17 protein-coding genes, 1 tRNA gene and 1 riboswitch are annotated in these 16,462 nt (G+C 58.5%); of the genes, 10 read left to right on the forward strand and 8 right to left on the reverse strand.

The window, feature by feature from the left end; all coding sequences use genetic code 11:
* Positions 1-85: 85 nt before the first annotated feature.
* Entirely contained in the window at positions 86-1,594 is a 1,509-nt protein-coding gene (locus G6R15_RS22290) for a malonyl-CoA synthase (protein ID WP_164662269.1), read from the forward strand.
* Positions 1,587-2,903 carry a CoA transferase gene (locus G6R15_RS22295; protein ID WP_164662270.1) on the forward strand — a complete coding sequence of 439 codons (1,317 nt, stop codon included), beginning with the start codon at positions 1,587-1,589 and terminating at the stop codon, positions 2,901-2,903. The genes G6R15_RS22290 and G6R15_RS22295 overlap by 8 nt, the downstream gene beginning before the upstream one ends.
* On the opposite strand, the gene G6R15_RS22300 is transcribed toward G6R15_RS22295, so the two are convergent.
* The 4 genes from G6R15_RS22300 to G6R15_RS22315 all read right to left on the reverse strand — a co-directional run bounded on the left by G6R15_RS22300 (position 2,900) and on the right by G6R15_RS22315 (position 6,147).
* On the reverse strand, positions 2,900-3,844 hold the full coding sequence (locus tag G6R15_RS22300) for an AEC family transporter (protein ID WP_164662271.1): 945 nt from the start codon (positions 3,842-3,844) through the stop codon (positions 2,900-2,902). The two genes, G6R15_RS22295 and G6R15_RS22300, sit on opposite strands and share 4 nt — an antisense overlap.
* Positions 3,841-4,500 carry an HD domain-containing protein gene (locus G6R15_RS22305; RefSeq protein WP_164662272.1) on the reverse strand — a complete coding sequence of 220 codons (660 nt, stop codon included), beginning with the start codon at positions 4,498-4,500 and terminating at the stop codon, positions 3,841-3,843. The genes G6R15_RS22300 and G6R15_RS22305 overlap by 4 nt, the downstream gene beginning before the upstream one ends.
* Entirely contained in the window at positions 4,484-5,584 is a 1,101-nt protein-coding gene (aroC, locus tag G6R15_RS22310; protein ID WP_164662273.1) for a chorismate synthase, read from the reverse strand. Before aroC ends, G6R15_RS22305 begins: the two co-directional genes overlap by 17 nt.
* 122 nt (positions 5,585-5,706) lie before the next feature.
* Positions 5,707-6,147: a 6,7-dimethyl-8-ribityllumazine synthase gene (locus G6R15_RS22315; protein WP_164662274.1), complete on the reverse strand. Its 441-nt coding sequence runs from the start codon at positions 6,145-6,147 to the stop codon at positions 5,707-5,709.
* Between the two features lie 69 nt (positions 6,148-6,216).
* Positions 6,217-6,366, reverse strand: a riboswitch (FMN riboswitch).
* A 62-nt stretch (positions 6,367-6,428) separates the two neighbouring features.
* On the opposite strand from G6R15_RS22315, the gene G6R15_RS22320 reads away from it, so the two are divergent.
* Positions 6,429-7,055, forward strand: coding sequence for an FMN-binding negative transcriptional regulator (locus G6R15_RS22320; RefSeq protein WP_164662284.1), 627 nt, complete (start codon positions 6,429-6,431; stop codon positions 7,053-7,055).
* Here the strand turns inward: G6R15_RS22320 and G6R15_RS22325 are convergent.
* Positions 7,043-7,942: an alpha/beta fold hydrolase gene (locus G6R15_RS22325; protein WP_205520632.1), complete on the reverse strand. Its 900-nt coding sequence runs from the start codon at positions 7,940-7,942 to the stop codon at positions 7,043-7,045. The genes G6R15_RS22320 and G6R15_RS22325 overlap by 13 nt on opposite strands.
* A 104-nt stretch (positions 7,943-8,046) precedes the next feature.
* Positions 8,047-8,934: an amidohydrolase family protein gene (locus G6R15_RS22330; protein WP_164662276.1), complete on the reverse strand. Its 888-nt coding sequence runs from the start codon at positions 8,932-8,934 to the stop codon at positions 8,047-8,049.
* Between the two features lie 133 nt (positions 8,935-9,067).
* On the opposite strand from G6R15_RS22330, the gene G6R15_RS22335 reads away from it, so the two are divergent.
* The 5 genes from G6R15_RS22335 (at position 9,068) to G6R15_RS22355 (ending at position 13,398) form a co-directional block, all read left to right on the forward strand.
* On the forward strand, positions 9,068-9,679 hold the full coding sequence (locus G6R15_RS22335; RefSeq protein WP_164662285.1) for a glutathione S-transferase: 612 nt from the start codon (positions 9,068-9,070) through the stop codon (positions 9,677-9,679).
* A 212-nt stretch (positions 9,680-9,891) separates the two neighbouring features.
* Positions 9,892-10,476: a ubiquinol-cytochrome c reductase iron-sulfur subunit gene (gene petA, locus G6R15_RS22340; RefSeq protein ID WP_164662277.1), complete on the forward strand. Its 585-nt coding sequence runs from the start codon at positions 9,892-9,894 to the stop codon at positions 10,474-10,476.
* An 11-nt stretch (positions 10,477-10,487) separates the two neighbouring features.
* A complete protein-coding gene (petB, locus tag G6R15_RS22345; RefSeq protein ID WP_164662278.1) occupies positions 10,488-11,819 on the forward strand; it encodes a cytochrome b in 1,332 nt (443 codons plus the stop codon).
* A 15-nt stretch (positions 11,820-11,834) separates the two neighbouring features.
* Positions 11,835-12,623 (forward strand): cytochrome c1, encoded by a 789-nt coding sequence (locus G6R15_RS22350; protein WP_164662279.1) that lies wholly within the window; start codon positions 11,835-11,837, stop codon positions 12,621-12,623.
* A gap of 76 nt (positions 12,624-12,699) precedes the next feature.
* Positions 12,700-13,398: an isoprenylcysteine carboxylmethyltransferase family protein gene (locus G6R15_RS22355; RefSeq protein ID WP_164662280.1), complete on the forward strand. Its 699-nt coding sequence runs from the start codon at positions 12,700-12,702 to the stop codon at positions 13,396-13,398.
* Between the two features lie 3 nt (positions 13,399-13,401).
* Here G6R15_RS22355 and mtaB read toward each other — a convergent pair whose 3' ends face one another.
* Together mtaB and dapF are read right to left on the reverse strand one after the other, a co-directional pair.
* A complete protein-coding gene (mtaB, locus tag G6R15_RS22360; RefSeq protein WP_164662281.1) occupies positions 13,402-14,658 on the reverse strand; it encodes a tRNA (N(6)-L-threonylcarbamoyladenosine(37)-C(2))-methylthiotransferase MtaB in 1,257 nt (418 codons plus the stop codon).
* The gene (dapF, locus tag G6R15_RS22365) at positions 14,655-15,497 is read right to left on the reverse strand and encodes a diaminopimelate epimerase (RefSeq protein WP_164662282.1); all 843 of its coding nucleotides are present in this window, start codon (positions 15,495-15,497) and stop codon (positions 14,655-14,657) included. Before dapF ends, mtaB begins: the two co-directional genes overlap by 4 nt.
* 211 nt (positions 15,498-15,708) lie before the next feature.
* On the opposite strand from dapF, the gene G6R15_RS22370 reads away from it, so the two are divergent.
* Both G6R15_RS22370 and G6R15_RS22375 read left to right on the forward strand, forming a co-directional pair.
* Positions 15,709-15,784, forward strand: a tRNA-Lys gene (locus G6R15_RS22370).
* Positions 15,785-15,922: 138 nt separating this feature from the next.
* On the forward strand, positions 15,923-16,462 hold a 540-nt coding region (locus G6R15_RS22375), incomplete at its 3' end, for an IS5 family transposase (RefSeq protein ID WP_164662283.1).

A 16,462-nucleotide genomic window follows, 5' to 3' on the forward strand; every position in this document is an offset into this window, starting at 1 on the left:
CTGCGCTTTTGTCCGGCAAAGATCAATCGCTTGATTTTCGCCTTAAGGGTAACCCATTGTGCACCCGCAGAAAGAGGAATTGGCCATGTACGACAGGAACCATCTGATCTCACAACTCAAAGCAGCCTCCAAGGGACGCGAAGACGACGTATTTGCCCGTCTGACAAGCGGTGAAGCGGTCAGTTTTGGCGCTTTGTTCGCAGGGGCTGAACGGATGGCGGCGGCGTTGGTCGCTTGTGGTGTCGGGCCGGGTGATCGGATTGCGGTGCAGGTGGCCAAGACTATTCAGGCGATAGAGCTTTATTTGGGAACGGTCATGGCAGGCGGTATCTTTCTGCCGCTCAACACAGCCTATACAGGCCCTGAAGTCGCCTATTTCGTCGGCGATGCCGATCCGGGTGTTATGGTTTGTGATCCTGTTCGTCTGTCCGAAATTTCTGCCGTGTCAGAAGGTGCCGAAGTGCTAACCTTAGACACGACCGGGCAAGGGAGCTTGCGCGACCTCGCCGATGCACAAGACGGGTTTGACGTCGTTTCGCGCAAACCCGATGATCTGGCAGCGATCCTTTATACCTCGGGCACAACGGGGCGGTCCAAGGGTGCGATGCTGAGTCATGACAACCTTGCCTCGAACTCCACCGTGTTGCGCGATTATTGGCGGTTTACTGCGGATGACGTGCTGATCCACGCGCTGCCAATCTTTCACACGCACGGTCTGTTTGTGGCAACCAATGTTGCGTTGCTGTCAGGGGCGCAGGTCGTGTTCCTGCCAGGGTTCGATGCTGACGCGATCCTAAATGCGATGCCGACCTCTACTGCACTCATGGGAGTGCCAACCTTCTACACCCGCCTGCTGGCGGACGAACGTCTGACACGCGAACGAGCGGGTAAAATGAGGCTGTTCATTTCTGGCTCAGCCCCCTTGCTGGTCGACACGCACGAGCAGTGGGAGTCGCGCACCGGCCATCGCATCCTGGAACGCTATGGTATGACAGAAACCAACATGAGCACGTCGAACCCCTATGACGGCGAGCGCCGCGCGGGCACCGTTGGCTTTCCATTGCCGGGGGTCGAAGCGCGGGTGATGGACGAGGGTGCCGAGGTGCCCACAGGCGAGATTGGCGTTTTGGAAGTGCGCGGGGCCAACGTGTTTCAAGGCTATTGGCAGATGCCCGAGAAGACCGCTGAAGAATTGCGCCCAGATGGCTGGTTCATCACCGGCGACATGGCCAAGATCGACGCCGATGGATACGTCACGATCGTCGGTCGGGAAAAGGATCTAATCATCACCGGCGGCTTCAATGTCTACCCAAAAGAAGTCGAGAGCCTGATCGACGACATGCCCGGCGTGCTGGAAAGTGCGGTCATTGGTGTACCGCACCCTGACTTTGGCGAAGGCGTGGTGGCCGTGGTTGTGCCAGAAGGTGAAGGGACGTCAGCGGAAGTTGTCAACGAGGCGCTGCAAGGACGGTTGGCCAAGTTTAAACAGCCCAAGCGTGTTATCGTCTTGGACACCTTGCCGCGCAACACCATGGGTAAGGTACAAAAGAAAGCGCTGCGCGAAACCTATTCTATGATCTTCTCTGATGGATGAGATTACCAGGGCCTTTGGAACGTCGCCCGCCCATGTGGTTGGAGAGGGCGCCTGGATCTCCCGCTTTGCTGTGACCGATTTGGCCTGTCAGTCGATGGGCGCTGTCGGCGGGGCGGTATCTGATTTGATCGAGGCGATGAATTTCGGGCCAAATCCCGACGTGCGGATCGATCGCAGGTTGGCCTCGCTCTGGTTTACTTGGTCGATCCATCCGCAAGGGTGGGAGGTGCCACCCTCTTGGGACACAATTGCGGGCGACTATCAGACCCGCGATGGGTGGATCAAACTGCACACCAACGCGCCTCATCACCGTAGGGCAGCGCTTTCTGTGCTGGAGTGTCGGGGGGACCCGGATGCGGTTGCCCAGGCGGTTGCTGGTTGGGATGCAGACGCGTTAGAGGCCGCGATTGTCGAGATTGACGGCGCAGCCGCCGCCATGCGCAGCCGAACGGATTGGCAGGCGCATCCGCAAGGCGCGGCTGTGGCCGCGGAACCTTTGGTTTATTGGGATCGGTGCGCTGGGCAGGTCCGGGATTGGGCGGCAACTGCGGCGCGGCCCCTGGCAGGCTTGCGTGTTCTGGATCTGACTCGCGTGTTGGCGGGGCCGGTAGCCACACGAACGTTGGCAGGCTTTGGGGCTGATGTTTTGCGTGTCGATCCGGAAAGTTGGTGTGAACCAGGTGTTGTGCCGGATGTGACCTTGGGCAAACGTTGCTGCCATCTGGATCTGAAAAAAGGCTCTGATAAGGCGATATTGCAAGATCTTTTGGCAAAAGCTGATGTGCTGGTGCATGGGTACAGGCCCGGCGCTGTGGATGCGCTAATCGGCCGGGACCGTCCCGATAATCTGGTCGAGGTGAGCCTTGATGCCTATGGTTGGACCGGGCCGTGGTCCGGGCGACGTGGGTTCGACTCGTTGGTGCAGATGAGTTGCGGTATTGCCGAGGCTGGGATGAGCTGGGCAGGGTCGGCAAAACCTTATCCACTGCCGGTGCAAGCGTTGGATCACGCGACAGGGTATTTCATGGCTGCAGCTGTGGTTTCGGCTCTGACGCGGGCGATTCGGGGGGAAGGCATCCACCGCGCGCGGTTGTCATTGGCGCGCACAGCCGAGCTTTTGGCCGCGTTAGATCCAGTTTCCGGGCTTGAGATTGCCGGTTCGTCGCCAACCGATCTGGACGATTGGGTCGAGAACACACCTTGGGGGCCAGCCAAGCGGTTGAAGCCAGGAATAGATGTCGAAGGTGCGCCCATGCGCTGGGATCGCCCGTCGGTTGAATTGGGATCATCCCCAGCGTCCTGGGGTTAGGTCAGGACGCCCAGAAGAACCGACAGGGTAACGAACCCCAGGGCGGTCGCGATGAGCATGGCGATGGACGCCATGCCTTCGTGCCCACTTTCCTGCGCCAGAACCGAATAGATGCCGAACATCGGCATGGCGGCGGACAGGATGACAGCGGCAGTCAGCTCGGGCGACAGAGACAATCCCATTGCAGTGACGGCGACAGCTGCCAGGGCCACCAAAGCCGGATGCAAGATCAGCTTGCCAAGCGCAACCTGGGCCGCCTTCCAATGGTTGCCTCGCAAAGACAAACCCGCAAGCGATCCGCCGATGACGACCAAAGACAAGGCCGAAGCCGAGGCGGCGAGCATATGAAACAGCTGTGTGACCGGTCCGGCGATCGGGACGCGAATGATCGAGACTGCCAGCCCCAAAAGGAGACCGATCACCATGGGGCGCTTCAGGACACCACCCAGGATGCCGATGACCCGATTGGCAATCGACACATTCTGCGCCCCCCGAGCCACATCCATCAAGATCAAGCAGACCGGGATCAGCAGGATGTTTTCCACCAGCATGTTTAACGCCAGAATGACGCCCGCCAGATCGGGAAAGGTCAGCAGCATCACCGGGTAGCCGATAAAGCCAGAGTTGGGGCAGGTCGTACCCATGACCGCAACGGCGCGGCGCGGTGGTTCAGTCTGGGTGGCGGTGAACCACAGGTAGCTGACGGTGATCGTTGCCAAACCGCCTAAGGCAAAGACTAGCATGTAGCCGGGGTGAAACACCTCGGCAAAATCGCGGCTGGCCATGGCGTTGAACAACAATGCGGGTAGGGCGATATCCATGACGTACTTGCCAAGCGTGCGCATGTCCGATTGTCCGAACCATCCCAGTTTCACGACCACAAAGCCAATGGCGATGGCGGCATAGATCGGAAAGGTGATGGTCAGGATGTCGGTGCTCAAGTAATCCAGGCCTCGGGCACGGTTGCGCCGATTTCATCGGCAAAGTCATCCAGGAACCGGATCATCAACGCGGCGCGGGCTTGCGCCAGCTCGCGACCATTATCGGTGATCATGCCCTTTGGCAGAGACAGCAGTTTGACCCGCCAATGATCGACGGAATAGCGGATGTCGTTCAGATCGCGGGTCTCTGCAAAAGGATCGGTCGGGTGATAGAGTTCCTGACCCAAGGCGCCAGCCACAGCGAAAGTACGGGCAACTCCGATAGCTCCTAGGGCGTCCAACCGATCAGCATCGCGCAGCACTTGCGCCTCGATGGTTTCGGGTGGAATGCCAGCGGAAAAGCTGTGCGCTTCGATGGCGTGTTGCGTTGCTTTGACTTCGGCCTCGGTCAGCCCAAGGTCAGCAAGAATTGGACCCGCTTCGGTCGCGGCCATGCGAGAGGCTTCGGAGCGTTCTGGCGAATCCTTGGGAAGGTTCACCAGATCATGCAGGTAGGCCGCGCCCAGCAGAACGGCGGGGTTCGCCTCGGCAGGTGCGATCTTTTGCACGTTCAGCCAAACCCGGTCGAGATGGGCTAGATCGTGGGCGCTGTCGCGGCTCATCCGCTTGGTAACGATGGTACGCAGTTGCGCGCGCAGCTCAGCCGATGGGGCCACGGTTCTCTCCGATCTGGCCGCGGTGCAGCAGCAGGTGGTCCAGGATCACGCAAGCCATCATTGCCTCGCCCACGGGAACGGCACGAATGCCAACGCATGGGTCGTGGCGGCCCTTGGTGATGATCTCGGTCTCTTCGCCGGATTTGGTGATCGTTTTGCGCGTGGTCAGGATCGAGGATGTCGGTTTGACGGCAAAACGCACAACAACGTCCTGTCCCGTCGAAATGCCGCCCAGAATGCCGCCCGCGTGGTTCGAACTGTATTGCGGGCCGTTTTGCCCCATAAAGATCTCGTCGGCGTTGGCCTCGCCTGTCAGCTCGGCGGCTGCCATGCCTTCGCCGATCTCGACGCCCTTGACGGCGTTGATCGACATCATTGCGGCCGCGAGATCAGTGTCTAACTTGCCATAAATCGGCGCGCCAAGCCCTGCAGGGACGCCTCGTGCCACGATCTCGACCACGGCACCAACCGAATTGCCGGACTTGCGCAATTCATTCAGATATTCGGCCCAGTCATCAGCAGCCTGTGCATCGGGTGTCCAAAACGGGTTCTGCTTGATCTGCGACCAGTCAAAGTTATTGCGGTCGATCTTGTTAGGGCCGATCTGCGTCATGTAGCCTGTAATCTGCACATTGGGTGCGATTTGCTTGATTGCCTCGCGCGCCAGCCCACCTGCAGCCACACGCGATGCGGTTTCACGGGCCGAGCTGCGCCCGCCGCCGCGATAGTCGCGGATGCCGTACTTCTGCCAATAGGTGATGTCGGCGTGACCGGGGCGGAACTTGTCCATGATGTCGCCATAGTCCTTGCTGCGCTGATCGGTGTTTTCGATCATCAACTGGACTGGCGTGCCCGTTGTCTGCCCTTCGAACACACCGGACAGGATTTTCACCTGATCGGATTCGCGGCGTTGGGTTGTGAATTTGTTCTGACCCGGTTTGCGCTTGTCCAGCCAGTGCTGGATCATCGCCTCGTCGATCTGAACGCCGGGGGGGCAACCGTCAACAGTGGCGCCCAAGGCGGGCCCGTGGCTTTCACCCCAGGTGGTGACGCGGAAAAGGTGTCCAAAGCTGTTCATCGACATGGGGTGTGCTCCTTTGCGACCCCGTGCTTAGCGGGCTGTGCTTTGGGTCTCAAGAGGATTTGCTTGCACGAGCCGAGAGAGGGGCGCTGCCCTCTCTCAAGAGTTTTTTGCAAAACCAGGGATCAGGCCGCGTCTGCAAGCTTGGCGCGGGTCTGACCGATCATCAGTGCGGCGTTTGCCGCCTCGCGGCCCTTTTCGACAAAATGAGCACTGTATATTGCGTTGTGATGATCAGTTTCCTGATAGTGATGCGGTGTGAGTGAAACCGACAAGACAGGGACGCCAGTATCCATGCCTGCGCGCATCAGCCCGTCAACGACAGCCTGGGCCACGAAGTCATGGCGATAGATGCCGCCATCTACGACAAACGCGGCGCAAGCCACGGCGGCGTATTGACCGGTCTTTGCCAATTCTTGCGCGAGCAAGGGCATTTCGAACGCGCCGGGGACGTCAAAGACGTCGATCTGGTCAGCTGGGATCAGTTCCTGAAAACCGTCGAGCGCACGGTCGACGATGTCGGCATGCCATTGGGCCTTGATAAAGGCATATCGGGTGTGTGTCATCTTAATCTCCTTTGGTTCTGACACGTCACCCAAGGCGATCACGAACAGGGCCGGGTCTGGACCCGTCCTGTACGTTCTCTTTCATCCGGACTATGACCGTCGGCTCTGGCATCTCACCAGATCTGCTGACACCCTCGAATTGAGGGCCGCTCGCGGGCTTACGGGTCGCAATGCCCGCATACCGCCGGTGGGGAATTTCGCCCCGCCCTGAGAACGAGGCGGACCTTGCCAATGAGGGGCGCAATCTGCAAGACCAATTTTGCACGACAGAAAGAAAAATGATGCATCCAAACCCCGTTTTTCGAACCGCTGACCATGAAACCAACCTGCAGTTTGCGCGCGAGCGCGGTTTTGGCGTTTTGGCGGTTTCGGTCGAGGGGGCGCCGCTGTTGTCCCACGTGCCGTTCATTTTGTCAGATGACGGGGCTTGGGCTGATTTGCATCTGGTGCGCTCAAATCCGATTGCCCGCGCGCTAAAGCAGGCGCTGCAGGCGCGAATCGCGGTCAGCGGGCCGGATGCCTATGTCTCGCCGGATTGGTACGGTGTGCCGGATCAGGTTCCGACGTGGAACTATGTGGCAGTGCATCTGATCGGGCGGCTTGAGCTGCGGCCTCAGGATGAACTGCGGGGCGTGTTGGATCGCCAGTCGGCAGTGTTCGAGGCGCGTCTTGCCCCAAAGCCGGCTTGGACCGCCGACAAGATGGAGCCGGAGGCTTTGGGTCGAATGATGCGCCAGATCGTGCCGTGTCGTCTGATGATCGAGGATGTTCAAGGCACTTGGAAGTTGAACCAGAACAAGGCTGTAGACGCGCGATTGAGTGCGGTGGGCAGTATTGAGGGTGCAGTTTTGGGATCAGAAGTCGACGTATTGGCGCAGTGGATGCGGGACGTGGATCAGGCGGGTTGAACCTGATCCAGCTGCGCAGCCCGAGCGACATGGTTTGCCACAAAGGCAGGGTCTTGCATGGGCATGAAATGGGACAGGTCCGGGCGGTGAACATCCGTCCCGTTCGGCAGGGCGTCGGCCAGTCCCGGCCAGGTCGGCGAGCGCGTGAAATCGCCAAATGACTTCATGTCCATGGTGTGGCCCCGCAGCACTGTGACCGGGCAAGTGACCTGATCCAGATGATCCAGGATGAACGCGCCGGTCATTGGCAACATGTACGAACTCGCCTCAACCTCGGGCGGGCAGGCGAGCGTTAATCCGGTATCCGTCGGCAGCAGCCCGTGTTCGCAGTAGTCCTGCAAGACTTGCGGCGTGAACAGCGAATAGGGAGAGCGGTCGCGGAAGCGGTCGATCATCTCTTGTACCGAGGTAAAGTTGCGTTTGCGCTGTGCTGCTGGATGTTGTGCGCCTTCGGGCGACAGAGTATCGGCAAGCGCGTATATCTCGGGGTTCATGATCACGGGATCAATAAGGAGCAGCGCGCGAACAGATTGCGGGTTCTTGATCGTTGCCTGCGCCAGAGCATGACCGCCCAAGGAATGCCCGACACAGACGAGGTCGATCAAGTTCAGGCCGCGAATGAAGACCGCCATTTCTTCGCCGAGATCTGACCAACTGGAAAACGGACCGCCGGTGGATTGCCCGTGCCCATGAAGGTCAACGCAGATGGAATGTACTGCGGGCAGATGGCTGATGACCTGGTCCCAGATACGTGCGTGAAACCCGGTGGCGTGGGCAAAAAGCAGTGTCGGTCCACGGTCGCGTTTGTCAGCGTGCCGCTCAACATAACTGAGGGCGACATCGCCGATACGGCAGGTGCCTCGTTGCATAGATATTGTTTCGGGCACGTGGCCACCTCTTGGGTCAAACAGGTTCTGAGTTTGAGACTAGAAGCCAGTTTGCCAGCCGCACAAACACGACGTTGGGGCACGAACGTGTTTTCCTTGCGCAATCAGCGCGTGCCGATCTGATCCATCGAGATGCTGCGTCCAAAGATCCGTTCAGCATTGCGATAGGCGATCTGCTCGGCGATGTCGCGCGGTAACAGGGCCAGCCAGGCGCGATTTGACTGGATGATCTCATCATAATCGTCCCATTGGCCGTTTACCCAGGTATCACTGCCCACCATCAGGCGATCCGGAAAGGCGAAGATGACCCTTTTCCAATCCGGGTCTAGACCCCTTCCCCAGCCCAGGATCTCGTTTTCCCTCAGCGAAGTGTCTGCAAGCAGCTCGGGGTGGCTGTTCATCAAATCGAAAACGGTTGTGGCGCTGTCTCCCAGTCCGGCATGGGCCCAGATGATCTTGACCTGCGGGTCCAGGGAATAGAGCCAGCGAATGGGTTCGCTGCTGGAGTGCACATGCAGAAAGATGTCGCGCTCGCGAGCCATTTGGATGACCGACCGAAAGAACGGTTCGTCCGAGGTATCGAGGCGATGAATGTGAAACTCGCCGATCCCTTCGTGGGGAAAGCGGGTTAAGCGGTTGGTCAGATAAGCCTCCATATCCGTGACCTTAGTCCAATTCGAAGAACCCGCACTGCCGTGATAGGGGCGCAGTTCCGGAACAATGCGATTGGGGGCGTATTCCCACAACATAATGGTGCCTTCGTCCGGGGTAGATGATACCAGCCCCATCGCCACACCGTTGCGATCCATCATTTCGATGACACTTTCGACCGGATAGGTGTTCCAGGCGGGTTCCTTGTAATGGATGTGGGCGTCAAAGATCGGCAAGTCATGAATGGCGGCGCCGATTGGGTCTCTATCATCTCCACGTGCAACCGTTGCCTGGACACACGCCAGCAACAGAGCAAGAGCGAAATTCGAAATTTTTGCCATACTGGTGATCTCCAATCAGACTATAGGAACATCTTGACCCAGTTGGACTGGTTTTGGCGAAAGAAATTGAAACCTCGGTCGTGGTTGCTACACATTTGCCCAAAGCAATCGGATGGAACAGGGAACAGTCATCATGAAACTCTACTACAGCCCAACGTCGCCCTACGTGCGCAAGGTCATGGTGCTTTTGCATGAAACAGGTCAGCTGGACGATGTCGAACTGATCGACGCAAGCGGTACACCGCTTGACCCGGCGGATCCGCTTTTGGGCAAGAATCCCCTAACCAAAGTACCCGCGCTGGAACGCCCGGATGGACCGACGCTTTTCGATAGCCGCGTGATCTGTACCTTCTTGGACGCGCGGACGCAGGGTGGTCTCTATCCTGACGGCAATGCCCGGTGGGACACGTTGACGCTGGAGGCGTTAGCGGACGGGATATTGGACGCAGCTCTGCTCATTACGTACGAAAGTCGGCTTCGCCCCGAAAGAATGCAGTGGGACAGCTGGGCCGATGCGCAATGGGCCAAGATCGAGCGGGCCTGTGCGGCGCTGAACCAACGCTGGATGGCGCATCTGACCGGGCCTTTGGATATGGGCCAAATCGCGGTGGCCTGTGCCCTGGGGTATGTGGATTTCCGCCATGATGCGCGCGGATGGCGCAAGGGCAATGATGCACTTGCCGCATGGTATGCCGAATTCGAATCGCGACCCAGTCTGGAAGCGACTCGCCCGCCTGAAGGCTGAGATTTGGCGAGGAAATGGAGTTTCGTGAGCGGCGCAGCTTGAAATTGTGTGTCCGCACCGCGACATGAAGTGCGAATAACTCGCTCCTGCGCGCCTATGACCGCTGGACGAACCAATTTCCTGCCGCTAGATACCCGCGATAAGTCACCGCATTCGTGTGGTGCTGATGCATGTTTGCCCGTTCGCCGGGCGCTGGAATCGGAGAAAACCTCGTGTCCCACGCAGAAGACCACGAAGGCACCCGCAGAGATTTCCTCTACTACGCCACGGCTGGCGCAGGTGTCGTAGCCACAGGGGCGGCGGTTTGGCCCCTTGTCAATCAGATGAACCCCTCAGCAGACGTTCAGGCGCTGTCCTCGATCCGTCAGGATGTAAGCGGGGTCGAGCCGGGCACGCAGCTGACCGTTAAATGGCTGGGTAAGCCTGTGTTTATCCGTCACCGCACAGGTGCCGAGATCAAGGAAGCGCAGGAACAGGATGCCGAAGGTGTTGACGCACTGCCTGATCCGCTGGCCCGCAACTTGAACCTGAACTCGGATGCACCGGCAACCGATGCCAACCGTGTCATGCCCTCGCCCGAAGGCGAAGCGCCAGGCGCGTGGATCGTTCAGATGGGTGTCTGTACCCACCTTGGCTGTGTACCACTCGGGGATGCAGGCGAATTTGGTGGCTGGTTCTGTCCCTGCCACGGTTCACACTACGACCTCGCCGGTCGAATTCGCAAAGGCCCCGCGCCTGAAAACCTGCCCATTCCGCCCGTTGAATGGGTCGATGCCACAACCATCAAGCTCGGCTAAGGGGGACCCAGATGTCCGGAATTCCGCACGATCATTACGAGCCGAAGAGCAATGGCGAAAAGTGGCTGCACAGCCGCCTGCCCATCGTCGGCCTCGTTTACGACACCATCATGATCCCCACTCCCAAGAACCTGAACTGGTGGTGGATTTGGGGCATCGTCCTGGCGTTCTGCCTGGCGCTGCAGATTGTCACCGGTATCGTTCTGGTGATGCATTATACCCCACACGTTGATCTGGCATTCGCCAGCGTCGAGCACATCATGCGCAACGTGAACGGCGGCTACATGCTCCGCTACCTGCACATGAACGGCGCTTCGCTGTTCTTTGTTGCGGTCTACATTCACATGTTTCGTGGCCTGTTTTACGGTTCGTACAAAGCGCCGCGTGAAATCACGTGGATCATCGGGATGCTTATCTTTGTCTTGATGATGGGCACCGGATTCATGGGCTATGTTCTGCCCTGGGGTCAGATGTCGTTCTGGGGCGCAACTGTGATCACCGGCCTGTTTGGTGCGATCCCGTTCATTGGCGAGCCGATCCAGACCCTGCTGTTGGGTGGTCCGGCCGTGGACAACGCGACCTTGAACCGCTTCTTCTCGCTGCATTATCTGTTGCCGTTTGTGATTGCGGCGCTGGTGATCGTGCACATCTGGGCGTTCCACACCACGGGCAACAACAACCCCACCGGTGTTGAAGTTCGCCGCACGTCGAAAGAAGACGTCAAGAAAGACACCCTGCCGTTCTGGCCGTACTTTGTGATCAAGGATTTCCTGGGTCTGGCCGTTGTTTTAGTGATCTTCTGGGCCATCGTCGGCTTTATGCCCAACTACCTGGGTCACCCCGACAACTACATCGAAGCCAATCCGCTGGTGACGCCCGCGCACATCGTTCCTGAATGGTACTTCCTGCCGTTCTACGCGATCCTGCGTGCCTTTACCGCCGATGTGTGGCTGGTGCAGCTGGTCAGCTTTGTGACTGGTGGCATCATCGACGCCAAGTTCTTTGGTGTGATCGCGATGTTTGGTGCGATTGCTGTCATGGCGCTGGCACCTTGGTTGGACACATCGAACGTGCGTTCGGGTCAGTATCGCCCGATGTTCAAGTGGTGGTTCTACCTGCTGATCGTGGACTTCTTTGTCCTGATGTGGCTGGGTGCAATGCCTGCCGAAGAACCCTATGCGTCCTTCTCGTTGATCGGTTCCGCCTATTGGTTCGGTTACTTCCTGGTCATCTTGCCCCTGTTGGGCGTGATCGAGAAGCCGCTGCCACAACCGGAAACCATCGAAGAAGACTTCAACGCGCATTATGGCAAGGCTGACGCCGACGCCACGCCAGCTGAATAAGAGGGACCGAAACCCATGTTCAAGAAACTTGTACTAGGTGCCGCTCTGGCCTTTGCCCCTGTCGCAGCAATTGCGGCAGGTGGTGGCGACCAGCACATCGAGGACTTTGCGTTCTCGTTCGAAGGTCCCTTTGGCACCTATGACCAGAACCAGCTTCAGCGCGGTTTGCAGATCTATACCGAGGTTTGTTCGGCCTGCCACGGCCTGCGGTACATCCCCTTGCGGACCCTGTCGGACGAAGATGGTCCTGGCATCCCCGAGGATCAGGTCCGTGCCTATGCCGCGGACAACTTCTCGGTTTACGACGAAGATCTGGACGACGATCGCCCTGCGATCCCCGCGGACAACTTCCCGGCCAACGACAACGCTGGCGCACCTGACTTGAGCCTTATGGCCAAGGCGCGCGCCGGTTTCCACGGCCCCTATGGCCTGGGCATCAACCAGTTGGTCAAGGGTATGGGCGGCGCGGAATACATTGCTTCGCTGTTGTCCGGTTACACCGGCAAGGAAAAAGAAGAAGCAGGTGCGATCTTGTACGAGAACACCGCCTTTCCAGGCGGCTGGATCTCGATGGCGCCGCCCCTGTTTGACGAGCAAGTCGAGTTCATTGATGGCCACGCTAACGATGTCGTGGCGATGTCCGAAGACGTCTCGGCCTTCCTGATGTGGACAGCCGAGCCCAAGATGATGGCCCGCAAGCAGGCCGGTTTTGTTGGCGTGCTGTTCCTGACCCTGCTGTCGGTTCTGCTGTACCTGACCAACAAGCGCCTCTGGGCACCGATCAAAGGCAAGAAGAAAGCCTGATCTGGTTCAAAGCTCTGGTAATTGAAACCCCCGGCCCGCAAGGTGCCGGGGGTTTTTCTTTATTTGGTGGGGCGTCTTGGGATTGATCTTGCGCGGACTGGCGGGCGCGGCAACACAACTGGTATTGCTATATGCCCTGATGATCGCCCCCGCTGGTCTGATCGCAGGAGAGTGGTTCTGGCCACGTGGCACGCAGCTTCTGGCGTCCTATGCGGCGCTTCTGGGGGTGTCGACGGTGGTTATGGCCGTGATCGCACCACAGAGCCTTGAGGCGCGCCTGCGCCGCCCCGCAAGCGCGGTGCAACCCTTTGCTGACAAGTGGGCCACAGCCAGTGTTTTGGCGGCTCTTGCGTCGTCGGTGATGTTTGTCCCCTTGGATGTCTTCTGGTGGCATATCCTTGGCCCACCGTCGGCGAACGTCGCGTCCTTAGCGGGTTGGATTGCAGTCGCGGGATATGCCCTGTGCCTGTGGGTCATCTTTGTGAATGCTTTTGCGATACCGATTGTCGCGGATCAATCCGGGGTCGGGCAAGTCTTGGTCACATCGGGACCTTACGCTTTGGTTCGGCATCCGATGTATCTGTCGTTCCTGCTGATGCAGGCGGGGGCAGGTGTCTGGTTGGGCAGTTTGGCAAGCCTGGGGATGCTGCTTGTTACCTTCATCGCCCTGATCCTGCGTGTGATCGTCGAAGAGCGTATGTTGGTCGACACGTTGCCCGACTATGATGCTTATCGAGAAAACACCCGTTGCCGCATTTTTCCGTTTGTCTGGTAGCGCTCAGGCCACCAGCTGTATGCCGTCAATCCCGGTGACATTGGCCTGCACGATCTGCCCCTCGGCCTGCGGCGCATCAAAACGCACTTCGGTAAATTGCTCGGTCCGGCCCATGTGAGGGTTTTCCATCAGGATGTGATGGGTCTTGCCAAGCTGCGCCTGCAGATGCCGGTCGACCTGTGCATCCCCGGCCGCACGCAGGCGGGCGGCGCGGTCCTTGATGATCTTGCCGTTGACCTGATTGGGGATCTTGGCCGCTGGAGTGCCTTCGCGCTTGGAATAAGGGAAGACGTGCAACCAGGTCAGGTCACAATCACTCACCAGTTTCAGCGAATTTTCGAAATGCGCCTCAGATTCGGTTGGGAAACCGGCGATGATATCGGCGCCAAAGGTCATCTCGGGGCGCAGCTTGCGGGCCTCTTCGGTGAACCGGATAGCATCGTCGCGCAGATGGCGGCGTTTCATCCGCTTTAGAATCAGATCGTCACCGTGCTGCAGCGACAGATGCAGGTGGGGCATCAGGCGTGGTTCGGTCGCGATGGCCTGCATCAGGTTCTCGTCCACCTCGATCGAATCAATCGAACTGATCCGCAGGCGCGGCAGATCCGGCACCAGTTTCAAGATGCGCATCACCAGGTCACCCAGCTTGGGTTTCGCAGGCAGGTCAGCCCCCCATGAAGTCAGGTCGACGCCGGTCAGCACGACCTCGTTATAACCCCGATCCACCAGCCGCTTGACCTGATCCACTACAACGCCCGCCGGAACGCTTCGCGAGTTGCCGCGGCCATAGGGGATAATGCAGAAGGTGCAGCGGTGATCACATCCGTTCTGGACCTGCACATAAGCGCGCGAGCGGGTGCCAAAGCCGTCGATCAGATGACCGGCTGTTTCGGTCACTGACATGATGTCGTCTACCTGAACGGTTTCGGTCTCACCGATGAAATCAGCAGCCATGCCTTTCCAAATGTCAGGTTGCATCTTTTCGGTGTTGCCAATAACGGCGTCGACCTCTTCCATCGCGGAAAAGGTCTGCGGTTCGGTTTGTGCCGCACAGCCGGTGACGATCAGTCGAGCGTCGGGGTTTTTGCGGCGCAGCTTGCGAATCTCTTGCCGCGCCTTGCGCACTGCCTCAGCCGTAACGGCGCAGGTGTTTACGATCACTGCATCCTTCAGGCCCGCCTGCTGCGACAGCTCTTTCATCGCCTCGGTTTCATAGGCGTTCAGGCGGCAGCCGAGCGTAGTGAACTTGGGCGCGCTCATGTGAGGCCCTCCAGGAATTCGTGGGTGAAGGCGCCTGTAAAGACATGCATCGTCGGCCCTGTCATCCAGACCCCATCGTCACGCCAGTCAACGTGAAGCGTGCCGCCGTCCAGATCAATGCGCACAGAGCGCTCTGTCAGCCCACGCCGTGCGGCGGCCACAGCGGTGGCGCAGGATGACGAACCCGAAGCCAGCGTGATGCCCACGCCTCGTTCCCACACGCGCATTCGGATGTGATGGGGGCTGACGATCTGTGCGACCTGAACGTTGGTGCGTTCGGGGAAAAGCGGGTGATATTCATGAGCAGCGCCAAAGGCTGTCAGATCAACGGCTTCGGCGTCTTCGACAAAAAACGTGCAATGCGGATTGCCCATACCGGTCGCGGATGGTTCCCCGTCGATGGGCAAGCGCAGCGTGTCCATCTCATGCGCGAGCGGCACCTCGTGCCAGATCAGTTGTGGATGTCCCATGTTCACAGACGTCAGCCCGTTACCCGCATCTCGTGCCCAGAGGTCGCCGCGATCGGTGGTCAGGTGCAGCTCGGTCTTTCCGCTGTCGATCATCAGATGGCGGGCAATACAACGAGTCGCATTCCCACATGCACCCGAGGTGGATCCATCAGCGTTGTAGAACACCAGATGCGCGTCACCTTTGCCTTGCTCAATCACGGCAAGCTGATCAAAGCCTACACCGAACTGGCGATGTGCGATTCCCTGAGCCATGGCCGGCGTGATGGCGATGTCACCTACGCGCGCGTCAACAACGACAAAGTCGTTGCCCAGCCCGTGCATCTTCATAAAGGGCAAATTGCTATCGGTGTTCTGTTGCATGGCGGGCATATAACTGTGGTCTCCAAATGAATCCAGCGTTGAGGCGAGATTCTCTAAAAAAGGGGTTGACCCCTCCGCGCCCTCTCCCTAATTAGGCCGCCTATCGGGTCGCCGGAAACACCGGACACATTAGCGACACGAGGTGCAAAATAAGACCTTGAACCTAACCGGGAAAATGTCTTAGAGAGCGCCATGGATCGAAAAGATCCGAAAAAAGAGTGGGCCGTTAGCTCAGTTGGTAGAGCAACTGACTTTTAATCAGTAGGTCGTTGGTTCGAACCCAACACGGCTCACCACTTTTTTCTTGATGACAAATGACACCTGATCGTTCCTTTACGGCAGGTTTTTGTTTTTTTTGTTAGCAATCAAGGCTTTGTTGCACAAATGTGCTGAAGGGATTCATTGTATGAATCCAGCATGATAGCCGAGGGGGGATGAGCAATTGGGCCCCTACAAAGTATAAGACCAAGAATTGGTCATCTTACAATGGCAGCTTGAAGCGGCGCGGATCGCTGTCGATCTGGTTTGATCCGGAGATGGTTTGGACACCGTCGCCAAGCGGCAAACGAGGTCGGCAACAGCAATTCAGCGACGCCGCCATTCAGACTTGTCTGACGTTGAAGGTCCTGTTTGGCATGCCGCTTCGGCAGACAACTGGGTTCGTCCAGAGCTTGCTGCTGTTGGTCGGTCTGGACTGGACCGTGCCGGACCTCAGCACCCTATGTTGCCGCCAGAGAACACTGAATGTGGACCTGTCATATCGAGGTTCCAAGGGTCCATTGGACCTCCTTATCGACAGCACAGGCATCAAAGCCGAAGGTGAAGGTGAGTGGAATGCCCGCAAGCACGGTGGCTCCAAACGCCGCATCTGGCGCAAGATACATATAGGAGTTGATGAAGAAACGCTGGAGGTTCGGGCAGTCGAAGTCACCGGCAGTAACATCGGGGATGCGMCCATGCTGCCAGAACTWCTG

The organism is Tropicibacter sp. Alg240-R139, assembly GCF_900537075.1.
GTDB lineage: Bacteria > Pseudomonadota > Alphaproteobacteria > Rhodobacterales > Rhodobacteraceae > Falsiruegeria.